Source organism: Tropicimonas sp. IMCC6043, assembly GCF_004146235.1.
Lineage (GTDB): Bacteria > Pseudomonadota > Alphaproteobacteria > Rhodobacterales > Rhodobacteraceae > Tropicimonas.
Map to the genome: position 1 here is coordinate 102,505 of NZ_SELO01000008.1, position 22,163 is coordinate 124,667.

Here is a 22,163-nt window from a genome sequence, read left to right on the forward strand (position 1 = left end):
GTGATGGAGGAGCAAAAAGAGAGACCGACAGAATGGCGGAAGGCCACGGCGGGACACCGCAGCATGGCGAGACGCTGCTCTTCCTGACGGACGAGCAGTTACGCAAGGGAATCGAGGCATTCTTTTTTGCCTACAAGGGGTTCACCGCGGACCCCGACCGGATCCTGGAGGCGCGCGGTTACGGGCGGGCACATCACCGCGCGATTCATTTCATCCATCGCAGCCACGGCACGACGGTGAACAACCTGCTGGCGATTCTCGGGGTGACCAAACAGTCCCTGAACCGCGTGCTCCGCACTTTGATCGAGGACGGGCTTGTGGAAAGTCGGGTCGGCACGCGGGACAAGCGGGAGCGGCATCTCTACCTGACCGAGGACGGTCAGGCGCTCGAACAGGAGCTGAGCGCGGTGCAGCAGGCGCGGGTGCGCGACGCGTTCCGCGCGGCGGGCCCGGGCGCGGTGGCGGGCTTTCGCAATGTGCTCGAGGCGATGATGGACCCGGAGATGCGGCGCCGTTATCAACGGCTGACGGAGAATGGCCGATGAGCGAACTGCTCGCAGGCGCCGAGGTCGAGGCGCACCTGCTGATCGTGGACGATGACGAAAGAATCCGGGGGCTTCTCAAGAAGTTCCTGGTTCGTCACGGGTTCCTGGTATCGGCGGCACGAGATGCCGACCAGGCGCGGCGGCTGCTCGGGGGCCTGGAATTCGAACTGATCGTGCTCGACGTGATGATGCCCGGTGAGGACGGAGTGAGCCTGACGCGCGAGTTGCGCAAGGAGATGGCAACGCCGATCCTGCTGCTGACGGCGCGGGGCGAGACAGAGGACCGGATCGCGGGGCTTGAGGCCGGCGCGGACGACTACCTCGCCAAGCCGTTCGAGCCCAAGGAACTCCTGCTCCGGATCAACGCGATCCTGCGGCGTATGCCCGCCGAAGTGGTGGTGGATTCGGGGCCGAAGCTTCTCAATCTCGGCCGGGTTCGCTACGATGTGGACAAGAGCGAACTCTGGAGCGGCGACGAGCCGGTGCGGCTGACGGCGACGGAGGTCGCCCTGATGCGAATCTTTGCGGCCCATCCCGCCGAACCGCTGAGCCGGGCGCGGCTGGTGGCCGAGCTCGGCCGCGACGGCGACCAGGCTCAGGAGCGGGCGGTCGACGTGCAGATCACTCGACTCAGGCGCAAGATTGAGAACGACCCGCGCCAGCCGCGCTACCTGCAGACGGTGCGTGGCGCGGGATACATGCTGGCGCCGGATTGACCTCCGCTGCGCGGTTCTCCTGCGCCTCTTCGGAGGAGACAATGCCCATGTTGCATGGCCTGTCGAACAGCCTGAAACGCCTGTTTCGACCCCGTCGGGAAAACTCCGACATGTCGCTGCGCTTCCCAGAGGTGGCGCGCCCGGACTATCCCAACCCGATGCCGCCGCCCTGGATCGCCTTTCCCGACATCGCCCCCGACTCCATCGGCTGGCGCATGGGATCGGGCGAGGTCTACATGATGGACTTTCACCAATGGTACATGCAGCTCGACGACAGGGCGGCCCGCCATCTTCGCGAGCGCTGGCCGGCGCCGGAGGACTGGGCGGATTTCTACCCGACCTATGAGACGCGACGCAGAACGCGACACGAGACACGGAGGCGCCGATGACGACCGGGCTCTACAGCCACCCCGACTGCCTGGGCCACGAGACACCGCCCGGCCACCCGGAGCGCAGCGACAGGTTGCGGGCCGTCCTCGCGGCACTGGATGATCCGGCCTTCGCGGCACTCGATCGGCGCGAGGCGCCGCTGGTGGAGCGCTCCGAACTGCTGCGGGTTCACCCTGAGTCACATGTCGCCGCAATCGAAGCGGCGATACCGGCGGTGGGCGACGTCATGCTTGATGCCGACACCCATGTGATGGCCGGCTCGTTGAAGGCGGCGCAACGCGCGGCCGGCGCAGTGGTCGCTGCGGTGGACGCGGTGATCGCGGGAGAGCTCGGGAACGCCTTCTGCGCCATCCGGCCGCCCGGACACCATGCCGAGAGATCGGTGCCGATGGGCTTCTGCCTGTTCGGCAACGTCTCGATCGGCGCGAAACGGGCGCTCGATCACCACGGGCTCGAACGGGTGGCGATCGTCGATTTCGACGTCCACCACGGAAACGGAACGCAGGACCTGCTCTGGGACGAGGCGCGTGTCCTGTTCTGCTCGACGCACCAGATGCCGCTCTATCCCGGATCGGGGGACCCGCGTGAGACCGGGGCGCACGGAAATATCATCAACGCGGCGCTGCCGCCGGGGGCGGGCAGCGTGGCGTTCCGAAATGTCATGGAAGGACAGATCCTGCCGGCGCTGGACGATTTCCGTCCGGAGCTTGTCCTGATCTCGGCCGGGTTCGACGCGCATCGTGACGATCCCCTGGCGCAGCTCGAGCTTGTCGAAGAGGATTTCGCCTGGGTCACGCAGCGTATCTGCGATGTGGCGGACACCCATTCCGGAGGGCGCGTGGTCTCGACTCTCGAAGGCGGCTATGATCTGGAGGCACTGGCCGCCTCGGCGGCGGCGCATGTGAAGGTGCTGATGGAGCGGGGGAAATGAGCGAGAGTCCGGTCGAGAAGATGAGCTTCGAACAGGCGATGACGGAGCTCGAACAGGTGGTGAAGACGCTCGAGGCCGGTGACGTGGCGCTGGAGGATTCGATCCGTCTCTACGAGCGCGGCGACGCACTCAGAAAGCGCTGCGAGGCGCAACTCCAGGCGGCAGAGGAAAAGATCGCCGCGATCACCACCGACGCAAGCGGCGCCGCCACCGGAACGAAACCCTTCGACGCCGAATGAGCTATCGGGAGCGACTCGACGCCGCTTCGGCCCGGGTGCGGGCGCATCTGGCGGCGGAACTGGACGATTGCGCGAATCAGCCTGTGATCGCGGCGATGCGCTACGCGGTCAGCGGCGGCAAGGGCCTGCGTGGGTTCCTCGTGCTGGAGAGCGCGGCGCTCCATGGCGTTGACGAGGCGCGGGCGATCTGGGCGGCGGCGGCAATCGAGGCGGTGCACGCCTATTCGCTCGTGCATGACGACCTGCCGGCGATGGACGATGACGATCTGCGTCGCGGACAGCCGACTGTGCATGTGAAATGGGACGAGGCGACGGCGATTCTCACCGGCGACGCGCTGCAGACGCTGGCCTTCGAATTGCTGGCGAATCCCCGCTGCTCCGAGGATCCCACTGTCCGCATCGACCTCGTCGCCTCTCTGGCCCGGGCGGCCGGCCCGCGCGGCATGGTGCTGGGACAGGCGCTGGACATCGCAGCGGAGACGGCGATGGAACCGCTCGGGCTCACCGAGATCACCCGGTTGCAGGCCAACAAGACGGGCGCGCTGATCCGGTGGTCCGCCGAGGCCGGGGCGCGCCTGGCAGGCGCCGACCCCGAGCCGCTTACGCGCTACGCCACGGCGCTCGGCCTTGCCTTCCAGATCGCGGACGACATCTTGGATGTCGAGGGCGATGCCGCGACGGCGGGCAAGGCGCTGCGGAAGGATGCCGATGCCGGCAAGGCGACATTCGTCTCCCTGCTCGGGCTGGAGGGCGCTAGGTCGCGGGCCCGGGCCCTTGTGGAAGAGGCGCTAGAGGCGCTATCGCCCTATGGAGCGCGGGCCGAGACCTTGCGGGAGACCGCCCGTTTCGTTATCGCGCGCAAGATGTGACGCCGCACGGGACGCCGTGCGAGATCGACGGTCGCCGCCGTTCCGGATGGCGGCGCGCCGCGGCCGACGGAGGGCCGAGCCATGCCGACGAGACCGACCACGCCGCTTCTGGACCGGGTTCAGAGCCCCGCCGACCTGAAGCGTTTTACCGATGACGAGCTCGAGGATCTCGCCGAAGAGCTGCGCGCCGAAGTGATCTCGGCGGTGAGCGAGACCGGCGGGCATCTCGGCGCGGGGCTTGGCGTGGTCGAATTGACCGTGGCGCTGCATGCGGTTTTCGACGCGCCGAAGGACAAGGTGATCTGGGACGTCAGCCACCAGTGCTACCCGCACAAGATCCTGACCGGCCGCCGCGACCGGATCCGCACCCTGCGCCAGAAAGACGGGCTCTCGGGCTTCACCAAGCGGTCCGAGTCGCCCTACGACGCGTTCGGTGCCGCCCACAGCTCGACCTCGATTTCGGCCGCGCTCGGCTTTGCCGTCGCGCGCGATCTAGGCGGGCAGACCGAGGCGGGGCTCGGTGACGCCATCGCGGTGATTGGCGACGGGGCGATGAGCGGCGGCATGGCCTTCGAGGCCATGAACAATGCCGGCCATCTCGACAAGCGGCTGATCGTCATCCTCAATGACAACGAGATGTCCATCGCGCCGCCTGTGGGCGCGCTGTCCTCCTATCTCTCGCGGCTCTATGCCGGCGCGCCGTTCCAGGACCTGAAGGCGGCCGCCAAGGGCGCGCTGAGCTTCCTGCCCGAGCCATTCTATGAAGGCGCGAAGCGGGCGCGCGACATGGTCAAGCATGTCACTATTGGCGGCACGCTCTTTGAGGAGTTGGGATTCGAGTATGTCGGGCCGATCGACGGCCATGACATGGATATGCTGCTTTCGGTGCTGCGCACGGTGAAGGCGCGGGCCGACGGTCCGGTGTTGATTCACGCGATCACGCGCAAGGGTAAGGGCTACGCGCCGGCCGAAGAGGCGCAGGACAAGGGCCATGGCGTAAGTAAGTTCGACGTCGTGACCGGGGCGCAGAAGAAGGCCGCGAGCAATGCGCCGAGCTACACCAAGGTCTTTGCCGAAGCTCTCATGCAACATGCCGCCGAAGACGACAGGATCACCGCGATCACCGCGGCGATGCCGGACGGCACCGGGCTCAACCTTTTCGCCGAGCGCTATCCGTCCCGCTGTTTCGATGTCGGGATTGCCGAGCAGCACGCGGTGACCTTTGCCGCCGGCCAGGCCGCGGGCGGGATGAAGCCCTTCTGCGCGATCTATTCGACCTTCCTGCAACGCGGCTATGACCAGGTGGTCCATGACGTCGCCATCCAGCGCTTGCCAGTGCGTTTCGCCATCGACCGGGCCGGCCTCGTCGGCGCTGACGGGGCGACCCATGCCGGCGCCTTCGACGTCGCCTATCTGAGCAACCTTCCCGGGTTCGTGGTCATGGCGGCGGCGGACGAGGCGGAGCTCAAGCATATGGTCGCGACGGCGGTCGCCCATGACGACGGGCCCATCGCCTTCCGCTATCCGCGCGGCGAAGGGGTGGGCGTTGAGATGCCCGAGCGCGGCGCGCCGCTCGAGATCGGCAAGGGGCGGATGATCCGGGAAGGCAGCCGGGTGGCTCTGCTCTCCTTCGGGACCCGCCTGCAAGAGGTCGAGAAAGCCGCCGAAAGCCTGGCGCGGCGCGGCATCAACCCGAGCGTCGCCGATGCCCGCTTCGCCAAGCCACTCGACCGGGACCTGATCCTCGATCTCGTTCATCACCATGAGGCGCTGATCACGATCGAGGAGGGCGCGGTGGGCGGATTCGGCTCCCATGTCGCACAGCTCCTGGCCGAGGAAGGCGTTTTCGACCACGGGCTGAAGTTCCGCTCGATGGTCCTGCCCGACATCTTCATCGACCAGGCGAGCCCGAGCGACATGTATGCTGTGGCGAAGATGAACGCCGAGGATATCGAAGCCAAGGTTCTGGATGTTCTCGGCGTCAGCCGGATCAAGGCGGCAAGCGCTTAAACGGCTCAGTCGCCGCGGTCACTCGCAATAGCGGGACTGGATCTCCGGCCGGAAATCGTAGGGTGGCGTCAGATCGTCGAGCCCTGCGGGGTTTTCCCTGATGAGGTCCAGCGGATTCCGGGAGAGACGCCAAGCGTCCCTCAGGCTCTCCCGATCGTGCATTGCACCTGACCGAACAGGCGCGCGCCGCTCGGGCTCGTATCGCAGGCCCTGACAGATGCGCTGCTGCCGGATGTCTGGTGCCGGCGGCCGGTCCGGGCTGAATCCGGTCAGATCAACGATGTGCCCGATGCGCGTGGCGCTGCCAAGTATCTCGAAGGTCAGCGTATCGGGCAGGGTGAAGATACCGGTCTCGGCTCCCGAGCCGAACCGCGCCGCCTCGCCCTGCCAGAGGTTGCCGTATTCGAACTGAAGCCGGAAAACCCCGGGCGGAACCAGCACCCGGAAGAACCGGCCGCCCTCGATGTCGGCGGCGAGCACGGCCTCGTCGGTGTCGACCTGTCGTAGCGTGAGCCGGAAGGCACGCCCGGGATCGGTCTGGACCTGAAGCGGGAAAACCGCAGGAAGGCCGCTGCGGTTCCATGCAAGGCCGTGAGGCGGCGCCGTTTCGCCGACCGCGGCAATGGCGGCGGCAAGCCAGACGAAAAAGAGGACGCCGGCGCCAACAAGGCGGCATTTCAGCAGCGCGGCTCCGGTCACATCGGCCTCCTTTCGACATTGCCCGCCTGCCCCATGTCAGAGAGTCCGGGCGTATTCCTCGAGTTGCGTTGCTACCGTGCCCCAGCCATCGAAGAACCCCATTTCCTCGTGGCGCTTGCACGCGTCGGGGGAGCGGTGGCGCGCTGTGGCAGTGTATTTGGTCTTGCCACGGTCCGCGTCCTCGAAATCGACGATCGCGGTCATGAAAGGGTCCGGCGCGGGCTTCCATCCCTCGGAATAGGCGTCCGTGAAGACAAGTCGTCTGCCCTCGACGATCTCGAGATAGACCCCGTCATTGCGCATCAGATTGCCGTCGACATTGAAGGTGGTGTTGAAACGGCCACCAGCCCGCAGGTCGATCTCGCAGGAGTCGACGCTGTGCGGTCGCGGAACGAAGAAATGCGGGATGTGTTCCGGCCGGGTCCAGCATTCCCAGAGCAGCGCGCGGGGCGCATCGACGATTCGGGTAAAGGTAAGGTCGGTTTCGGGATCGAGTTTCATGAATTGCGTTCCTTCATCAGTCTGGTGACATAATCGTCGAGTCTGTCCAGCCGGCCCTCCCAGGCGGCGCGCTGCTCCCCGAGCCAGTCCTGCGCCGGCAGGAAGGCATCCGGAGCGAGAGCGCAGATTCGGGTCCGACCTTCCTTGCGCGATGTGACGAGCCCCGCCGCCTCAAGCTTTCCAATGTGGCCCATGAAGGACGGCAGGGACATCGCATGCGGCGCGGCAAGCTCGCTGACACTCGCCTCGCCGCGCGCGAGGCGGGCGAGAATGCTCCGCCGCGTGGGGTCACCCAGGGCGGAAAAGCAGAGATCGAGCCGTGCGTCTAACTTAGCCATTCTCCTAAGTATGTTGACTACGAGGATCCGTGCAAGAAAAAGTTAGCCGTTTGCCTAATTGTTGTCGGGACCTCAACCGCGGAGGCCGCGGGATTCTTCCGCCAGTAGCTGCGCCAGCCCGCTCCGGTAATCCGGGTAAAGAAGCTCGACACCGAGGTCCCGCCGCATCTTGTCGTTCCGGACCTTCTTGCTCTCGGCATAGAAACTGCGCGCCATCGGGGTCATCTCGGCGCTGTCGTACTCCTCGACCGGCGGCAGCGGCAGGCCAAGAAGCTCGGCTGCGTGGGCGATGACGTCCTCCGGCGGCGCAGGGTCATTGTCGCAGACATTGTAGATCGCGCCGGGGTCGGGCCGGTCGATGGAAGCGGCGAGGACCCGGGCAATGTCGTCGACATGAATGCGCGAGAACACCTGCCCTGGCTTGACGATCCGTCGTGCGGTGCCGGCCCGGACCTTAGCAAAGGGGCCGCGGCCGGGGCCGTAGATCCCTGCGAGGCGGAAGATGTGGAGCGGCAGGTCGGCTTCGGCAGCGAGCCGCTGCCAGGCCGCCTCGGCAGCCACGCGCAACTTGCCACGCCTGGTCGAAGGGGTGAGCGGAGTCGTCTCGTCGACCCAGCCGCCCTCGTGGTCGCCATAGACGCCCGTGGTCGAGAGATAGCCGATCCAGTCCGGGCGATGGCGGCGGAGGATGCCCTCGACATGCGGCAGGAAGGGATCTCCCTCTGCTCCTGGAGCGGCGGAAAGCAGAATATGGCTAGCCCGGCCGACAAGAGGGTCGAGGTCGCAGCCCGGCCAACGGTGAAGCTCGACGCCGGGATCGTCATCCTCGCCGGAACGCGTGGTGCCGATCAGGCGCCATCCGTCTCCCCGCAGGTGCCGCGCGAGCGCGCGCGCTGTGTAGCCGTGGCCGAGGGAAAGAAGCGTGCGTGTCATGGTCGAGATATGTGCGACGCTGACGAGAAAGGGAAGGGCAGGTGTTTCCTGCTTCTTCTGTTCGGAAATATCCCGGGGGAGTCGCGGCCTGCTACGTCGGGGCAGCGCGTCCTCCGGCACCGAAGCTCGACACTCGTCGGTCGCCGCCTGGCCGGGCCTTACGGGTTTCCCGCTCAGGCGTCCACGCCACCCATCTCGCAAAGGATCCGCCACTCCGCGTCGGTAACCGGCTGCACGGACAGGCGGCTGTTCTTTACCAGCACCAATTCGGAAAGATTCGGATTGGCCTTGATCTCGTCCAGCGTCACCGGGCGGGCGAATGGTGCGACGGCCCGGATGTCGACACACTCCCAGCGGTCGTCCTCAGTCGTGCTGTCAGGATGCGCCTCGGCCGAGACCTCGACGACCCCGACGATCGCCTTCTCGGTCTGCGAGTGATAAAAGAAGCCGCGCTCGCCGCGTTTCATCGCCCGCATGTTGTTGCGCGCCTGGTAGTTTCGCACGCCGTCCCATTCCTCGCCAGCCGCGCCTTTCGCCACTTGGTCGTCCCAGGACCAGGTCGACGGCTCGGACTTGAAGAGCCAATACGCCATCAGCCGATTACCTTCTTCCATGGGATGATCTCGACGCTCTCGAACAGGCCGGCCTTGCCATAGGGATCCTCGGCGGCCCAGGCCTCGACCTGCGCGACCGTGTCCGCCTCGAAGATGACGAGCGAGCCGCACATGTCGCCCTTGGCGTCGAGTAGCGGACCGGCCTCGACCACCATGTCGGAGCCTTTGAGATGCGCGATATGGGCGTCGCGGTTGTCGAGCCGGGTCTGGAGGGCGCCGGCCCGGTCCCGGGCGATGAGGGCGACGAGCATGTCAGTCTCCTTGGTTTTGCGTCGCCGCACATTCCCGCGCGACGTGCGGCGACGCAAGCCCCGCGGCGCCGGGACCCATCAGGAGGCGGCGCGCGATCTGCCGCATCGCGGCGCCGGGCACCGCCCCTCTATCCTTCCCGGAGTACCGGCGATGCAGCGCAGCGGAGACCTCCCCATGCCCATTCACATCCTCGCGCTTGTCGGCGCGATCATCGCCGAGGTTGTCGGCACCGCCTCCTTGCAGGCCAGCGCACAGTTCACGCGGCTCCTGCCATCGGTCGCGGCGGTCGTCACCTATGGTATCTCCTTCTATCTGCTTGCTGTTGCGCTGAAGGTGATGCCTGTCGGGATCGCCTATGCGATCTGGTCCGGGCTCGGGATCGTGTTGATCACGCTCATCGGCCTCGTCGTCTTCGGTCAGAAGCTGGATCTTCCGGCGATCATCGGGCTTGCACTCATTATCGCCGGCGTCGCGGTTATCCAGCTCCTGTCGACCTCGGTGACGCACTGAGATCCAAACTCCGGCTCATAGCAGATCGTTCAGCATCCGCATGGTCGAGGTCGGATGGCGGCCGGAGTAGCGCGCGGCCATGTCCGCGGGATCGATCCGGGTCGAGAGCGCCTTGAGCTTGTTGGCGATCGCCGCGGCGTCGGTGAAGACCTGCGGGCTGTCGTGCTCCTTGCAGACGATGTCGAAGGCAATCCAGTCGTCATAGCCGAGCCGGTCCAGCGTGTAGAAGAGCTCGACGAATTCCCAGGTGTGCCACGTGCCGGGCGTCAGGTCCCAATCGCCGCGGGTGTCGTTGTCATTGATATGGACGTAGAAGAGCCGGTTGCATTTCGCCAGCAGCGCGGCGGCAGCGGCCGGGTTCTCGCCGGCGAGGAAGCAATGGCCGGTGTCGAGCGTCGCACCCAGATTGTCTGCGCCGACGATCTGGGCGAAAGCGATGAGTTCGCCGGCATTGCCGATCTGGCAGCGCACCCGCGGCTCGTTGATCTTGTATTCGATACAGACCTTGAGATCCCGGTTATGGGCGCAGATCTGCTCGAAGCATTCCGCGGCACGGTCGAGCGCGGCGATCGGATCGAGCTCGAACGGGTAGTCGAAGCCTTCGTTGAGCGGGCAGGTGTGGAAGCGCGGCGCGCCAAGCTCAACGGCCAGATCCATGGCGCGACGGGCGTCGTCCACCGCCGCCTGCCGTTCGGCGGGATCTTCGGCGGTCCAGGCGCCGCGCAACCAGCGGTCGTTGCGCACCGAGGCGAAATTGACTGCCGAGACAGAGAGGTTGTTGCGCCTTAACGCCTCCTTGGTGGCCGCGATGTCACCCGCATCGGCCGGGTAACGCAGCTCGACCGCGCCGATGCCTTCAGCGGCGCCGGCGCGGTCCAGATGGGTCGGGGTGTCGGCAGCGTCCTGGTAGACCAGGAAACGGTTCCGGGTCTGGCCGAGGAAGAGGGTAATGATCGAGAGCTTGAGCATGTCGCAGTCCTTCGCTGCCGGGTCTTGAGGCATTATAGACGTATACTACAATGCATACGTAATGGAGTGCAATGCGGCAGAAATGACGCCGACCTCCGCCACTTCGTGGCGAAGCGGGCGTTCAGCGACCGGTGGCCATCAGGGCATCAGGATCGACTCGCGCTGGTATTCCGCGTCTTCCTCGATGCCGTCATCATAGGTCACCCGGAGGCGGACGCTTTGGATCGACCCAAGAGGCGCTTCGATGTAGATGGCGGGATCATCCCCGGACAGGGCGTTCGGAGCGGACGTGCCCTCGTGGCAGTCCTCCATCGGCAGGGGTTCGTCGGCTGCGGCACCATTGAGCCCGTAATGGATAGCCGCGAGGCCGCAGCGCCAGCTCAGCAAAGCGGTGAAATAGAGCAGATCCCGACCGTCATATTCCCGTACCGCAAGCCACCGGTCCTTTTGCATGCCGAGGATCGGCTTGACCTCGGCCGCGGTGGTGAAGTCTGCCGCCAAGGCCGTTTGGGCAGACAAGAGCAGGACGAGGAGCACGCGTTTCATCTTTTTTCCTCCCGATATGACCATCGGCGGTCAGGGCCGCCCTTGAAGAAGTCTGCGCTTCGGGACGATTGAATCAAGTCCCCGGCGCGCATGCAGGTCGTGCGGTTGGCCATGTTCATCCGGGACGGGGCATAGCAGGAAAGATGGTAGGAAAGGCAAGCGTGACCCGGCCGCGAGATGCATGACCGAGACGCCCCCCGTTCGCCGTTTCAACATCGCCGCAAACGCCCATGGCGGGCGGCTGAAATACGATGCGCTGCTCCTGGCTGTCCCGGGTGGCGCTGCCACCGGTGATCCATTCCTTCGGCCGGGACCGGCGCTCGACGGGCTCGACGGCGATCACACCTGCCATTGGCGCGCGATGCCACCCCTCTACGCGCGCGAGTGCAACCGCGTAGGGAAGGCTTTCGATGAGGTGTCCGCGTCCAACTGGATCAAGTAAAGTGCTGAAGGAGCACGCGCTCTTCAGGCCGATGATCGTCGAGGGGCGCAGCAGTAAGATGCGGGCGAAATTCGACCGGGAGAACCAGCTTTGTCCCGAACAGACTCTGCGCAACCGGATAAAGGCGGCGAGACTCTGGATGCGGTGAGGTGAGAGCGATGCAAGACGAAACCAGCCTGGAACGGTTCGTGGAGGCGCAGCGCGGCGTCTGGGCCGAGGCGATGAGCGAGATCGATGCGGGGCTGAAACAAGGCCATTGGATGTGGTTCATCTATCCCCAGATGCGCGGGTTGGGGCACAGCCACCGCGCGCAGTATTTCGGGATCTCCGGCATCGGCGAGGCGCGGCGCTATCTGGACCACCCGCAACTCGGACCGCGGCTCGTGGAGAGCTTCGAGCGGCTTATGCAGCATGAAGGCCGGCAGGCGGCACACATCCTCGGCGACGTTGATGCCTGCAAGCTGCGCTCCTGTGCGACGCTCTTTGCCGCGGCGGCCGGCGACCCACGACCATTCGAGCGTGTGCTCGATGCGTTCTTCGATGGCACGCGCTGCACGACGACGCAGCGAATGCTGGCCGGCTGACCTCTTTGGGTCCAGGCGGCATTTCCGCTCGCGGGACCGGTGCCGCCGGAACGACGGTCAGGCCCGCCGGATCCCTCTCACCTGCGTCTCGTCTCGAACATCCACGCCACGACCCAACCGGCCAGAAAACCTCCAAGGTGGGTTTGCCAGGCAAGCCCCCCGGCCAATGCGTAGTACATCACGACATTGTAGAGGATCAGGAATGCGTAGATCCTCCAGGTTGCACGCAACGACGCAGCAAGCGTCGGTTGAGCCCGCCAGAGCCAAAGCAGAATCGCTCCGGCGAGGCCGAAGAGCGCGCCCGACGCGCCGACCATTGCCTGGCTCCCCTCTGACAGGACGGCGTAAAGCGCCGCGCCGAAGATCATCGAGGCGAAATAGATCACTGTGAAACCCGAGGTTCCGGCACGCCGGAGAACGATCCGCCCCAGCGACAGGAGGGTCACCATGTTGAAGGCGAGATGGGCAAGTCCGCCGTGCAGAAAGCCGTAGGTGATGAACATCAGCTCCGGCTGGAGCGGGTAATTCGGCTGCCAGTCCCCCAGAAGCCCGGGCCAGAAGGCGCCGGAATCGTAGATCCGGCCGCGCAGGCCGGGTCCGAAAAGGAGACCGTGGTCGGAAAGCTGGAGCGGAAGCTCGATCGCCACGCAAAGCAGGACGATCCCCCAGAGCAGGGTCTCTCCGAAGCTGTACGAGGAACGGCGGCGTTGAATCATCGCCCAGACATGCGCGCTGGAGAAACCGGGGGCAAGAGCCTGTGGGCGAATCCCGCACCGTTCTCCGGGCGGCCGGGGCGGTCCGACCTACGGCCGCAGCGAGAAACTCTTGTCGATCCGCGCGAAGATCTCGTTTGCGTTGACCGTGTCGTTTGGATCGGCGTCGTCATAGTAGGAATACCGGTATCCCATCACCAGACTGAGATCGCGATTGATGTCGCGATAGTAGCTGACATTGACGGAAGCCTGTCGTTCCTGGCTGTCTCCGCCCTCGACGTCGTCCGCCGAATAGATGCTCATGTCGAGCAGCAACCCGTCCAGCGAGGTCAGCTCCTGCTGGAAGGAAAACGATAGGCTGTTCCGAAGAAAATCGGCCCCGTCGTAATCCGTCTCGACCGAGGACGAGTAGTCGAGCACCAGCGCACGGGTGCGGTAGTCACGCTCCCAATGGACCGTACCGACCGGCGAGATGCTCCCGTCCGACAGAAGCGTCGCGCCTGCGGTGAAGTCAAGCTGGCCCCGCGGAAGTTCGAAGTCGCGTCCGAGGGTCATCGTCGTGCGGGTGCCATTGCTGTCAAGCTCACCGTAGAGCGCGAGGCTCACGGCGCCGTTCGGGCGATCCTTGACGAAGAGGAGGTCCAGCGTCGGGCCCTGCGTGAGCTTTTCGACGCGGTCGTCACCGTCCGTATAGGTCCTTACGTCCCAGTTGTAGTTCAGAACGCCGCGGAACAGCAGGTCCGGCGCGAGATCGCCCTGCACGCCAACGCCGACGGAGGAATGCTCCTCATCGTCGTTGATGTCTTCGAGGTCATCCCGGACATAATAGGACGCAGTGCCGATCAGCGAGGCGTTACGCGCAATTGCAAGCCCGAGCTCGGCCTCTACCCCAAACGTGTCCTCGTCGGAGAGGTTGGGATTGGTCGTGTCGAAATAGCGTTGCTGATCGTAGTAGAGCCCTGCCTCGAAGAAGGTCGGGGTGTCCCGCCCGAGCGCCAGGTCAACATCGATGCGCGCGTTGCTCCGGGTGCCCTGGTCGACGATCAGGTCGTTGCTCGTGAGAAAGTCGTTCACGAGTTCTATGCCGTTCTCACGCTCTCGATAGCTCAGATTGACGTGGAACAAGGAATTCGTGCCTTCCCGCGTATAGTCGACAATCGCGAACGGGTTGATCCACTGGCTGGTGAGGTCGGGCTGCTCGGCGTAATCGCCATATTCGAAGCGGATTCCGGCGTCGAAGGCAAAAGTTTCGGTGCGTGTCTCGGTGCTGTAGGAGAGGACGAAGTCCGTTCCCCACAGGCTCGTCGTTCCCAGCGGATCCGCAATGTACTCGTAGTTGTCGTAGCCGTAGAAGCCCGTGGAGACATCGAGCACGAGGTCGTGGCCTGTCTCCTGCGGCGCGAGCGTCTGCGCCGACACGGCGACGGCCGCTATCGAGACGGCCGCCGTGAGGCTTGCTTGACGAAGCAGGGGTGTTTTCCCGTCAACTTTCACAACTCGAACCCGATCCGGGACAAAGGTTTCACTCGAACAGGCGGCGCTCGGGAACCAGAATCACATCGCCTTTCCGGAGGCGCAGGTCACCGGACATCTGCGCGCCCTGAGAGATGGCCCTGTAGTTCACCTTGAACAGGCGCTGGCTGCCATCCGGGTTGTTGCGGCGCAGCTGCAGGCGCTTGGTCGCGGCGAACTTGGTGAAACCGCCGCTTTGGGCGAGCACCTGCAGGAAGGTCGTGCCGTAGAAGACCTCCTTCGGTCCGGGCTCGTTCACCTCGCCGACAAGATAGACGATGAACGTATCCTCGGTCGCCTGGTCTTCGGGCGAGAGGCCGGCAACGGAAACGTAGATCGTCGGCGCCACCGAGAAATTGCTGGCAATCTTGCTGGCGATGGCCCGTTCGATCTGCCCGGTTGTGCGCCCGCCGGCCTGGATCGCCCCGGCCATCGGGAAGCTGATGTTTCCGTCCGGAAGCACCAGCACCTGCCTGTTCAGCGAGGTATCCTCGAGGACTTCCACGGCAAGCCTGTCGCCTGGCTTGATGAGGTAATTTCCCTGCGCGCCGGCGGTTCCGGCGGCGATGACCATCGCGAAGATCGCGACAAGGACCCTGATTAACATCTGTTGCTCCCGATGTGACTCGGCCAATGCGCCTGCCCAAGCGCTCCTTTTTTCAGTGTGCTACAGGAAAACCACCTCGCTGCGGAACCATATACGACGTTTTTCTGCCGGATCGGCCGCGGGTGTTGCATTCCGGAAGCTCTTCGGCACGCGTAAACGCTTCGTTCACGCGCCGATGCTACGTCTCGGGACGGGTCAGAGACGAGGTGGTGGTATGAGCGTTGGGTCCAACGCGCCAGTCATCATCAAGCGAAAAAAGGTCATCTCCGGCGATGCGCACCATGGCGGAGCGTGGAAGGTCGCATATGCGGATTTCGTTACGGCAATGATGGCCTTTTTCATGCTGATGTGGCTGCTGAACGCGACGACGGAGAAACAGCGCAAGGGAATCGCGGACTATTTCAGTCCGACGATCCCGCTCAACCGGGTCTCGGGCGGCGGGGACGGCAGTCTCGGGGGTGACTCCGTCTTCACCGAGGACACGCTGGCACAGAACGGAATCGGCGCCTCAAGCCGCTATCTGGCACAGAAGCAGGCCGGCTCGATCGGCGCCGTCGCGGCGCGGGAGCAGACCGAGCTGCTCGGCATCGAGGAGATGCTGCTGGGATCGGGCGGCGAGAGCATGGCGATGCAGAACGCGATGCGCCACGTGGTCACGCGACTGACCGACGAAGGCCTTATCGTGGAACTCTTTGCGCTCGAGGGCGTGCCGCTCTTCGATGCCGGAGGGGCCGACCCGACCCCTCTCCTGGAGATGCTGCTCGACATGGTCGGTCGGGTTTTTTCCCTCGCAACCAACGATGTGGCGATCAAGGGCTTCAGCCGGTCGCACGCCATCGTGCTGGCGGAGAACCCGGCCTGGGATCATTCGATGTCGCGGGCCGAAAGGGCGCGCCGGATGCTCGGCGCGACGATCGACCCGGGCCGGATCGAACGTGTCGCCGGCTTTGCGGACCGACACCCGGCGGTGGCGAACCCGATGTCGATGCGCAATGACAGGCTGGAGATCGTGCTGCTGCGGACCGATCTGCCCGACGAATAACGGCTAAAAGTTTAGTTGTTAGCCCGCAATTAATGGCCTGCCGCCAATAGTCGTCGGGATTACCGGTCTGAGCAGCAGAAAGGCGCCTTTCATGACCATTTCCTCGTCCTTGAACGCCGGTGTTTCTGGACTGGCGGCCAATGCGAGCGCGTTGGCGACCATCTCGGACAATATCGCGAACTCCTCGACCTATGGCTACAAGCGCGTGGTGGCCGATTTCCATTCCATGGTGATCGACTCCAATAACGGCACCTATTCGGCCGGCGGTGTCCGCGTCACGACGAACCGGCTCATCGACGAGCCCGGAGCGCTTCTCTCGACGTCCAGTTCGACGGACCTCGCGGTCCGCGGCCGTGGCTTTCTGCCAGTGACAACCGAATCGGATGTCCGGACAGAGAATGGCGACGAGAAGATGCTGCTGGCGACAACCGGTTCCTTCCGGACCGACGAGGACGGCATCCTGAGGACGGAAAGCGGCCTCGTGCTGCTGGGTTGGCCGGCCTCCGCCGATGGCACGATTCCCGATTATCCGCGCGACTCATCCGACGGCCTCGAACCCGTGCAGATCAATATGAACCAGTTTGCCGGCGAGCCCACGGAGAATATCTCGCTTGGTGTGAATCTCCCCGCCACGGAAACCGAGTTCGACGGCACCGGGGAGACACTCACCCTTCCGATCGAGTATTTCGACAACCTCGGACGTTCGCAGACCCTGACGGTGACGTTCTCGCCGACCCTTCCGGCCGCGGCGGGCGATCCGGCGACGAACACCTGGACGATGCAGATGACGGACTCCGCCTCCACCGGCGAGGTCTTGGCCGACTTCGACCTGACCTTTGCGGACAGCAGAACCGCCGGCGGGACCCTGTTCAACGTTGCCGACAACGGCGGGGCGACGACCGCCACCGCGCCGACCTTCGACAGCACCACCGGAATCCTGACCGTTCACGTCGCTGGGGGGCCGATCGAGATCGACATCGGCGCCTATGGCGATGCGACCGGCATGACCCAGCTTTCCGACAGCTTCGCGCCAACCGCCATTTTCAAGGACGGCTCGCCTGTGGGGAACATGACCTCGGTCGAGATCGACGCCAATGGCTACGTGTTGGCGAATTTCGACATCGGCATTACCCGGGTCGTCTATCAGATCCCGCTGGTCGACCTGCCGAACGCCAACGGCCTCGACGCGCTGGACAACCAGACCTACGCGACCTCCGAGCAGAGCGGATCCTTCTTTCTCTGGAACGCCGGCGACGGTCCGACGGGAGACATCGTCAGTTACGCGCTGGAGGAATCCGCCACCGACGTCGCCGGTGAACTGACGGACCTGATCCAGACCCAGCGAGCCTGTTCCTCCAATGCCAAGGTGATCCAGACAGTGGACGAGATGCTCCAGGAGACCACCAACATCAAACGCTAGGGTCTGCTCTGGCGGTCCAAGGGAGGCCGTAATCCATGTCGCTAACCAGTGCCCTTTCCAGCGCCATATCCGGTCTCACTGCGGCCTCCCGTTCGATCGACATTGTCTCGGCAAACGTGGCGAATGCCATGACCGAGGGCTACGCGAGGCGGGAGATCCACCTCGCCTCGAACACGGTTGGCGGCGACGGCGCTGGGGTGACGGTCGTCGGTATGAGCCGTGTCGTCAATGAGCGCGCGCTCGCGGACCATCGAGAGGCAAATGCCAACTTGTCGAACGCGGCGGCGCAGGCCGATGCCTGGCTGGCGATCGAGGCTGCCATTGGGTACCCGACCGAAGACGGGTCGCTCGCCGATCGCATCGACCGCTTCGAGGCGACACTTGTCGCTGCGGCAAGCCGCCCCGAAGAAACCGTGCGCCTGCAGGATGCCGTCACCGCGGCCGTGTCAGTCGCCGACGCCATCAAAGCGGTTTCCGACGAGATCGGGCAGATCCGCATGGATGCCGATGCCGATATTGCAGCGATGGTCGGGCAGGTGAACACGCAACTCGAACAGGTCGAGTCGCTCAACTTGCAGATTTTCCGCATGAAAAACGGCGATCAGGATGTCGCCGCGCTCATGGACGAACGCCAACGAATCGTTGGCGCCCTGTCGGAGATCATCCCCGTCCGGCAGGTGGAACGAACCGGTGGCCAGATCGCCCTGTTCACACCCGGCGGGGCGACACTGATCGATGGTCCGGCATCCGAGTTGAGCTTCTCTCCGACACCGACGATTACCGCCGACATGCTGGTCGAGAACGGCGTCCCGTCCGGACTGGAACTCAACGGCGAGCCGCTGTCCCTCAACTCGACCTAAGGCTCCGTCGATGGCGGCCGACTGTCGGCGGCGTTCGCAGTGCGCGACAGAATCGCGACCGAGGCCCAGAGCGGCCTGGATGCCCTGGCGCGAAACCTGATCGAGCGGTTCGAGGAGTCCGCGCTCGACCCCACCATTCTTCCCGGTGCTCCAGGGCTTTTCACCGACGGAGGGTCGGTACTGGACCTCACAAACCCTGCGAACGAAATCGGACTGGCGGACCGGATTTCGGTCAACGCGAACATTGACCCATCCAGGGGTGGCGCGATCTGGCGGATCCGCGACGGGGTCGGCGCGGCAACAGCCGGAGAGGTCGGGAACTCCAACCTCCTGACGGCGTTGGCCGACCGGATCGCTGCCCCACTCGTGGTTGCCAGCGGTCCGTCCGCAGGCCTGGCAAGATCGCTGTCGGGCCTCGCCTCCGACCTGCTCTCATCGATCGACAGGAGTTACCGACACTTAGAGGACGCGCAGGCGTTCCACTCCTCGAGGGCCGGCGCCCTCGCCCACCAGATCGCCACCGATGGTGTGGACACAGATGACGAGTTGCAGACGCTACTTCTGATCGAGCAGGCGTATGCTGCGAACGCGAAGGTCATCCAGACCGTGGATCAACTCATTCAAAACCTTCTGGAGCTCTGAAAATGACCGTGTCTTCGCTGGGAGATCTTGCGACTAGCACCTTTTTCCGGGGACAGCATGCCCGCCTTCGGTCCGAAATGGAGACGCTGATCCAGGATCTGGCGAGGAATCAGGTCTCCGTTCGCGACACGGCGCTTGGCGGCAGCTTTCGCGCCGTCTCAGGGCTCGAGCGGAGCCTGACCCGGCTCGACGCCTACGACCTCGCCGCTACCGAAGCAGAAGGCTTCATGGACGTCGCGCAATCGGCGCTTGGCGCAATCCAGGAGACCAGCGAAGAGCTCTCCGTTGATCTCTTGGCGGCAGAGGCCTCCGGAACGCCGGCCCATCTGCACGCGTTGGCCAGCGGCGCGAGACAGGATTTCGAATCAGTCATTGCGCGGCTCAATATCGACTATGCTGGACGGTCGGTTTTCGGTGGCCATGCGACCGATTCGGCGCCGGTGGCGGATGCCGCGACGATTCTCGATGCGCTCGAGGCCGAAATTGCCGCCAGCGGAGCGACCACTGCGACTGATGTCGCGACCGTGATCGAGACCTGGTTTGCCCCGGGCGGCGGCTACGACAGCATCGGATATCTTGGTTCCGCCGCGCGCCTCGCACCCCTGTCGGTTGGGCAGGGTCAAACGGTTGCCTTCGATCTGACGGCGCAGAATCAGGAAGTCCGCGACACGCTCGCCGGAACTGCCATGGCGGCGCTTATGGAGAGCGCTGCCATAAACTCTGCTCCGGACGAGCAGATCGCCTTGGCAAGGATCGCGGGGGACCGGCTTCTCAACGCCAATCAGGACCAGTTGCGCTTGCGGGCAGAGGTTGGCGCCGGTCAGGAGACGATCGAGGAAGCCCAGACGGCGTCGCAATCCGAACGAACTGCATTGGACCTTGCAATGGCGGATCTCCTGAAGATCGAGACCTATGAACGGGCGACCCAGCTCGAGCAGGTCGAGTCCCAGATCGAGTTGCTCTACGCAATCACCGTCCGCACGTCCAACCTGAGGCTGAGCAACTACCTGTGATGAAAAACGTCCTGCTCGCCTTTGCCGTCCTGATTGCCTCATCCTGCCTCGGCGACGCCGGCCCGGTCCGGATCAAGGACCTCGTGGAGTTCGACGGCGTGCGCGGCAACGATCTGGTCGGGTATGGGCTCGTCGTGGGGCTCAACGGATCGGGAGACGGCATCCGGAACGCGCCGTTCACCGAAGAAATCATGTCGAATCTGCTCGAACGGCTCGGTGTTAACGTGACCGGCGAGCAGTTCCGGCCGAAGAACGTCGCGGCCGTTCTGGTGACCGCGACGCTTCCGCCTTTCGCTCGCTCGGGAAGCCGCATCGACGTCACAGTCTCGGCAATCGGAGACGCCAAGAGCCTTATGGGGGGGACGCTCGTGATGACGCCGCTGACCGCCGCAGACGGGCAGATCTATGCGGTGGCCCAGGGCGCAGTCATCTCAGGTGGCGTGGCGGCCGAGACGGAAGCCGCGTCAGTCGTCACCGGTGTCCCGACATCGGGCGGCATTCCCGCTGGTGCGCGCGTCGAGCGCGAGATCGATTTCGATTTCGGAGCGCTTCGGACTCTGCGTCTCGCCCTCCGGGTGCCCGACTTCACCACCGCCGGACGGATCGAGATGGCGATCAACCGCACCTTCGGGCGACAAGTCGCGCTGATGCTCGATTCGGGAACGGTCGAACTCGACGTATCCGCGACCCGGTCCGGCTCTCCGGCGCGCGCGATCAGCCGGATCGAGAACCTGATGGTCGAACCGGAAATGAAGGCGCGGGTGGTCGTTGACCAGCGTTCGGGCACGATCGTCATGGGCGCGGATGTGCGTATCTCTCGCGTGGCGGTATCACAGGGAAATCTGACACTCCGGATCGAGGACGCACCGGTCGCCGTGCAGCCTAATCCCTTCGCGCCCGGGCAAACCGTCGTGCTGCCGCGGTCTGCCGCAGCGATCGACGAGGATCCCGGGATCGGTCTGGCGGAAGTCGACGGCGGAACCTCGCTCGCCGAGGTCGTCGCCGGCCTCAACGCGCTTGGCGTGGCTCCTCGGGATCTGATCGATATCCTGAAAAGCATAAAGGCGGCCGGAGCCCTGCATGCAGAATTCGTCGTTCAATGAAATTCTATCCGGGTCAGTGATCCCGATCAGGCCTTGGCGCCCTTCTTTCCGGACCCGAGCATCGCCGCCTGGCTCGAATCGAGGGGCCATCTCGGACGGGCCGAAAGCGCCGACTCGTCGATCCTACCGATTCGCATCCGCTCGATCCCGGCCCAGGCAATCATCGCCGCATTGTCCGTGCAGAGGCGGATCGGCGGCGCCAGGAAGCGGACCCCGAGTTCATTGCAGATCGCCTCGAGTCGCCCGCGGATCTCGGCATTCGCCGCAACGCCGCCCGCCACAGCCATGGCAGGGGACACGGGCGCCGACTGAATGTACTGCAGGATTGCGCGGCGCGCCTTTTCGGACAGAACCTCCGCCACCGCCGCCTGGAAGCTCGCGCAGAGGTCGGCGCGATCACGCGCGCGGAGGCCGCCATGCTGCCGGATGCAGTCGTCGCGCGCGCGCAGAAGCGCTGTCTTGAGGCCCGAGAAGGACAGATCGCAGCCCGGCCGGTCCAGCAACGGACGCGGGAAAGCAAAGCGGCGGGGATCTCCATCGCGTGCCGTGGCCTCGACGCTCGGACCGCCAGGTTGCGGAAGGGCTAGAAGACGCGCGGTCTTGTCAAAAGCCTCCCCCGGCGCATCGTCGATCGTTCCGCCAAGGCGGTGGAATCGATCCGGGGCCGCAACGACGAGGAACTGGCAATGCCCCCCTGACGCGAGAAGCACGAGATAGGGGAAAGGCAAGCCGTCGGTCAGGCGCGGTGTCAGGGCATGTCCGGCAAGGTGGTTTACGCCGATCAGCGGAAGGCCGGTCCCGGCGGCGAGGCCCTTGGCGAACATGACGCCCGCCATCACACCGCCGATGAGGCCTGGCCCGGCAGTAACGGCGATCGCGTCGAGTTCCGAGAGCGACACGGACGCTTCGGTGAGCGCCGCCTCGACGGACAGATCGAGCTTCTCGGTATGTGCACGCGCGGCGATCTCCGGAACGACGCCGCCGAACCGGGCATGCAGTTCGGCCTGATCTGCGACGACGTTCGACATCACTTCTGCCGGCCGACCCTCCGACCAACGAACGACCGCGGCGGAGGTGTCGTCGCAGCTGCTCTCGACGCCGAGAACCGTGAGGGTCTGTACTTGCGGAGGATGTTGCACGATGCAGCGTCCGGCGGTTAGGAC

At 64.8% G+C, this 22,163-nt stretch carries 29 protein-coding genes; 17 read left to right on the forward strand and 12 right to left on the reverse strand.

Annotation, left to right across the window (positions count from 1 at the left end; all coding sequences use genetic code 11):
- Window positions 1-32 precede the first annotated feature (32 nt).
- The 7 genes from EU800_RS10530 to dxs all read left to right on the forward strand — a co-directional run bounded on the left by EU800_RS10530 (window position 33) and on the right by dxs (window position 5,700).
- Window positions 33-545 (forward strand): MarR family winged helix-turn-helix transcriptional regulator, encoded by a 513-nt coding sequence (locus EU800_RS10530; RefSeq protein WP_129631596.1) that lies wholly within the window; start codon window positions 33-35, stop codon window positions 543-545.
- Window positions 542-1,261, forward strand: coding sequence for a response regulator (locus EU800_RS10535; RefSeq protein WP_129631599.1), 720 nt, complete (start codon window positions 542-544; stop codon window positions 1,259-1,261). The genes EU800_RS10530 and EU800_RS10535 overlap by 4 nt, the downstream gene beginning before the upstream one ends.
- 110 nt (window positions 1,262-1,371) lie before the next feature.
- The gene (locus tag EU800_RS10540; protein WP_165354618.1) at window positions 1,372-1,650 is read left to right on the forward strand and encodes a hypothetical protein; all 279 of its coding nucleotides are present in this window, start codon (window positions 1,372-1,374) and stop codon (window positions 1,648-1,650) included.
- Window positions 1,647-2,582, forward strand: a complete 936-nt coding sequence (locus EU800_RS10545; RefSeq protein ID WP_129631605.1) for a histone deacetylase family protein — start codon at window positions 1,647-1,649, stop codon at window positions 2,580-2,582. The genes EU800_RS10540 and EU800_RS10545 overlap by 4 nt, the downstream gene beginning before the upstream one ends.
- Window positions 2,579-2,821, forward strand: coding sequence for an exodeoxyribonuclease VII small subunit (locus EU800_RS10550; protein ID WP_129631608.1), 243 nt, complete (start codon window positions 2,579-2,581; stop codon window positions 2,819-2,821). Before EU800_RS10545 ends, EU800_RS10550 begins: the two co-directional genes overlap by 4 nt.
- Window positions 2,818-3,690 (forward strand): polyprenyl synthetase family protein, encoded by an 873-nt coding sequence (locus tag EU800_RS10555; RefSeq protein ID WP_129631611.1) that lies wholly within the window; start codon window positions 2,818-2,820, stop codon window positions 3,688-3,690. Before EU800_RS10550 ends, EU800_RS10555 begins: the two co-directional genes overlap by 4 nt.
- Window positions 3,691-3,771: 81 nt before the next feature.
- Window positions 3,772-5,700, forward strand: coding sequence for a 1-deoxy-D-xylulose-5-phosphate synthase (gene dxs / locus EU800_RS10560; protein WP_129631614.1), 1,929 nt, complete (start codon window positions 3,772-3,774; stop codon window positions 5,698-5,700).
- An 18-nt stretch (window positions 5,701-5,718) separates the two neighbouring features.
- Here the strand turns inward: dxs and EU800_RS10565 are convergent, their stop codons facing one another.
- The 6 genes from EU800_RS10565 to EU800_RS10590 form a co-directional block, all read right to left on the reverse strand.
- Window positions 5,719-6,399 (reverse strand): hypothetical protein, encoded by a 681-nt coding sequence (locus EU800_RS10565; RefSeq protein WP_129631617.1) that lies wholly within the window; start codon window positions 6,397-6,399, stop codon window positions 5,719-5,721.
- Between the two features lie 36 nt (window positions 6,400-6,435).
- Window positions 6,436-6,900 (reverse strand): SRPBCC family protein, encoded by a 465-nt coding sequence (locus EU800_RS10570; protein ID WP_129631620.1) that lies wholly within the window; start codon window positions 6,898-6,900, stop codon window positions 6,436-6,438.
- On the reverse strand, window positions 6,897-7,238 hold the full coding sequence (locus EU800_RS10575) for a helix-turn-helix transcriptional regulator (RefSeq protein ID WP_129631623.1): 342 nt from the start codon (window positions 7,236-7,238) through the stop codon (window positions 6,897-6,899). Before EU800_RS10575 ends, EU800_RS10570 begins: the two co-directional genes overlap by 4 nt.
- Window positions 7,239-7,310: 72 nt before the next feature.
- Window positions 7,311-8,171, reverse strand: coding sequence for an SDR family oxidoreductase (locus tag EU800_RS10580; RefSeq protein WP_129631626.1), 861 nt, complete (start codon window positions 8,169-8,171; stop codon window positions 7,311-7,313).
- A gap of 173 nt (window positions 8,172-8,344) precedes the next feature.
- Complete coding sequence (locus EU800_RS10585) at window positions 8,345-8,764, reverse strand: EVE domain-containing protein (RefSeq protein ID WP_129631725.1); 420 nt, start codon at window positions 8,762-8,764, stop codon at window positions 8,345-8,347.
- Window positions 8,764-9,036 carry a YciI family protein gene (locus tag EU800_RS10590; protein WP_129631629.1) on the reverse strand — a complete coding sequence of 91 codons (273 nt, stop codon included), beginning with the start codon at window positions 9,034-9,036 and terminating at the stop codon, window positions 8,764-8,766. The genes EU800_RS10585 and EU800_RS10590 overlap by 1 nt, the downstream gene beginning before the upstream one ends.
- 175 nt (window positions 9,037-9,211) lie before the next feature.
- On the opposite strand from EU800_RS10590, the gene EU800_RS10595 reads away from it, so the two are divergent.
- Window positions 9,212-9,547, forward strand: a complete 336-nt coding sequence (locus EU800_RS10595) for a multidrug efflux SMR transporter (RefSeq protein ID WP_129631632.1) — start codon at window positions 9,212-9,214, stop codon at window positions 9,545-9,547.
- A gap of 15 nt (window positions 9,548-9,562) precedes the next feature.
- On the opposite strand, the gene EU800_RS10600 is transcribed toward EU800_RS10595, so the two are convergent.
- Complete coding sequence (locus EU800_RS10600; RefSeq protein WP_165354624.1) at window positions 9,563-10,516, reverse strand: sugar phosphate isomerase/epimerase; 954 nt, start codon at window positions 10,514-10,516, stop codon at window positions 9,563-9,565.
- A 138-nt stretch (window positions 10,517-10,654) separates the two neighbouring features.
- Window positions 10,655-11,062 carry a hypothetical protein gene (locus EU800_RS10605; protein WP_129631638.1) on the reverse strand — a complete coding sequence of 136 codons (408 nt, stop codon included), beginning with the start codon at window positions 11,060-11,062 and terminating at the stop codon, window positions 10,655-10,657.
- 181 nt (window positions 11,063-11,243) lie between these two features.
- On the opposite strand from EU800_RS10605, the gene EU800_RS10610 reads away from it, so the two are divergent.
- Genes EU800_RS10610 through EU800_RS10615 form a run of 3 tightly spaced genes read left to right on the forward strand, consistent with a single transcriptional unit; the run spans window position 11,244 to window position 12,088 of the window.
- Window positions 11,244-11,504 carry a hypothetical protein gene (locus EU800_RS10610; RefSeq protein ID WP_129631641.1) on the forward strand — a complete coding sequence of 87 codons (261 nt, stop codon included), beginning with the start codon at window positions 11,244-11,246 and terminating at the stop codon, window positions 11,502-11,504.
- A 1-nt stretch (window position 11,505) separates the two neighbouring features.
- The gene (locus EU800_RS26790; protein ID WP_165354625.1) at window positions 11,506-11,652 is read left to right on the forward strand and encodes a hypothetical protein; all 147 of its coding nucleotides are present in this window, start codon (window positions 11,506-11,508) and stop codon (window positions 11,650-11,652) included.
- Window positions 11,653-11,662: 10 nt separating this feature from the next.
- Window positions 11,663-12,088, forward strand: a complete 426-nt coding sequence (locus EU800_RS10615) for a DUF1810 domain-containing protein (RefSeq protein WP_129631644.1) — start codon at window positions 11,663-11,665, stop codon at window positions 12,086-12,088.
- Between the two features lie 77 nt (window positions 12,089-12,165).
- On the opposite strand, the gene EU800_RS10620 is transcribed toward EU800_RS10615, so the two are convergent.
- The 3 genes from EU800_RS10620 to EU800_RS10630 all read right to left on the reverse strand — a co-directional run bounded on the left by EU800_RS10620 (window position 12,166) and on the right by EU800_RS10630 (window position 14,920).
- On the reverse strand, window positions 12,166-12,804 hold the full coding sequence (locus tag EU800_RS10620) for a rhomboid family intramembrane serine protease (protein ID WP_129631647.1): 639 nt from the start codon (window positions 12,802-12,804) through the stop codon (window positions 12,166-12,168).
- Between the two features lie 87 nt (window positions 12,805-12,891).
- A complete protein-coding gene (locus tag EU800_RS10625) occupies window positions 12,892-14,220 on the reverse strand; it encodes a hypothetical protein (protein ID WP_129631650.1) in 1,329 nt (442 codons plus the stop codon).
- Between the two features lie 103 nt (window positions 14,221-14,323).
- The gene (locus tag EU800_RS10630; protein WP_129631653.1) at window positions 14,324-14,920 is read right to left on the reverse strand and encodes a polysaccharide biosynthesis/export family protein; all 597 of its coding nucleotides are present in this window, start codon (window positions 14,918-14,920) and stop codon (window positions 14,324-14,326) included.
- A 214-nt stretch (window positions 14,921-15,134) separates the two neighbouring features.
- Between EU800_RS10630 and EU800_RS10635 the strand changes: the two genes are divergently transcribed.
- The 6 genes from EU800_RS10635 (at window position 15,135) to EU800_RS10660 (ending at window position 21,000) form a co-directional block, all read left to right on the forward strand.
- On the forward strand, window positions 15,135-15,962 hold the full coding sequence (locus EU800_RS10635) for a flagellar motor protein MotB (protein ID WP_129631657.1): 828 nt from the start codon (window positions 15,135-15,137) through the stop codon (window positions 15,960-15,962).
- A 91-nt stretch (window positions 15,963-16,053) separates the two neighbouring features.
- Complete coding sequence (locus EU800_RS10640; protein ID WP_129631659.1) at window positions 16,054-17,382, forward strand: flagellar hook protein FlgE; 1,329 nt, start codon at window positions 16,054-16,056, stop codon at window positions 17,380-17,382.
- 35 nt (window positions 17,383-17,417) lie between these two features.
- The gene (locus EU800_RS10645) at window positions 17,418-18,242 is read left to right on the forward strand and encodes a flagellar basal body protein (protein WP_129631662.1); all 825 of its coding nucleotides are present in this window, start codon (window positions 17,418-17,420) and stop codon (window positions 18,240-18,242) included.
- Window positions 18,243-18,281: 39 nt separating this feature from the next.
- Complete coding sequence (locus EU800_RS10650; RefSeq protein WP_165354626.1) at window positions 18,282-18,884, forward strand: flagellar basal body rod C-terminal domain-containing protein; 603 nt, start codon at window positions 18,282-18,284, stop codon at window positions 18,882-18,884.
- Window positions 18,885-18,886: 2 nt separating this feature from the next.
- A complete protein-coding gene (locus tag EU800_RS10655; protein WP_129631668.1) occupies window positions 18,887-19,897 on the forward strand; it encodes a hypothetical protein in 1,011 nt (336 codons plus the stop codon).
- Window positions 19,897-21,000, forward strand: a complete 1,104-nt coding sequence (locus tag EU800_RS10660) for a flagellar basal body P-ring protein FlgI (RefSeq protein ID WP_129631671.1) — start codon at window positions 19,897-19,899, stop codon at window positions 20,998-21,000. The genes EU800_RS10655 and EU800_RS10660 overlap by 1 nt, the downstream gene beginning before the upstream one ends.
- 26 nt (window positions 21,001-21,026) lie before the next feature.
- Here the strand turns inward: EU800_RS10660 and tsaD are convergent, their stop codons facing one another.
- The gene (gene tsaD, locus EU800_RS10665) at window positions 21,027-22,139 is read right to left on the reverse strand and encodes a tRNA (adenosine(37)-N6)-threonylcarbamoyltransferase complex transferase subunit TsaD (protein WP_242500489.1); all 1,113 of its coding nucleotides are present in this window, start codon (window positions 22,137-22,139) and stop codon (window positions 21,027-21,029) included.
- Window positions 22,140-22,163 lie beyond the last annotated feature (24 nt).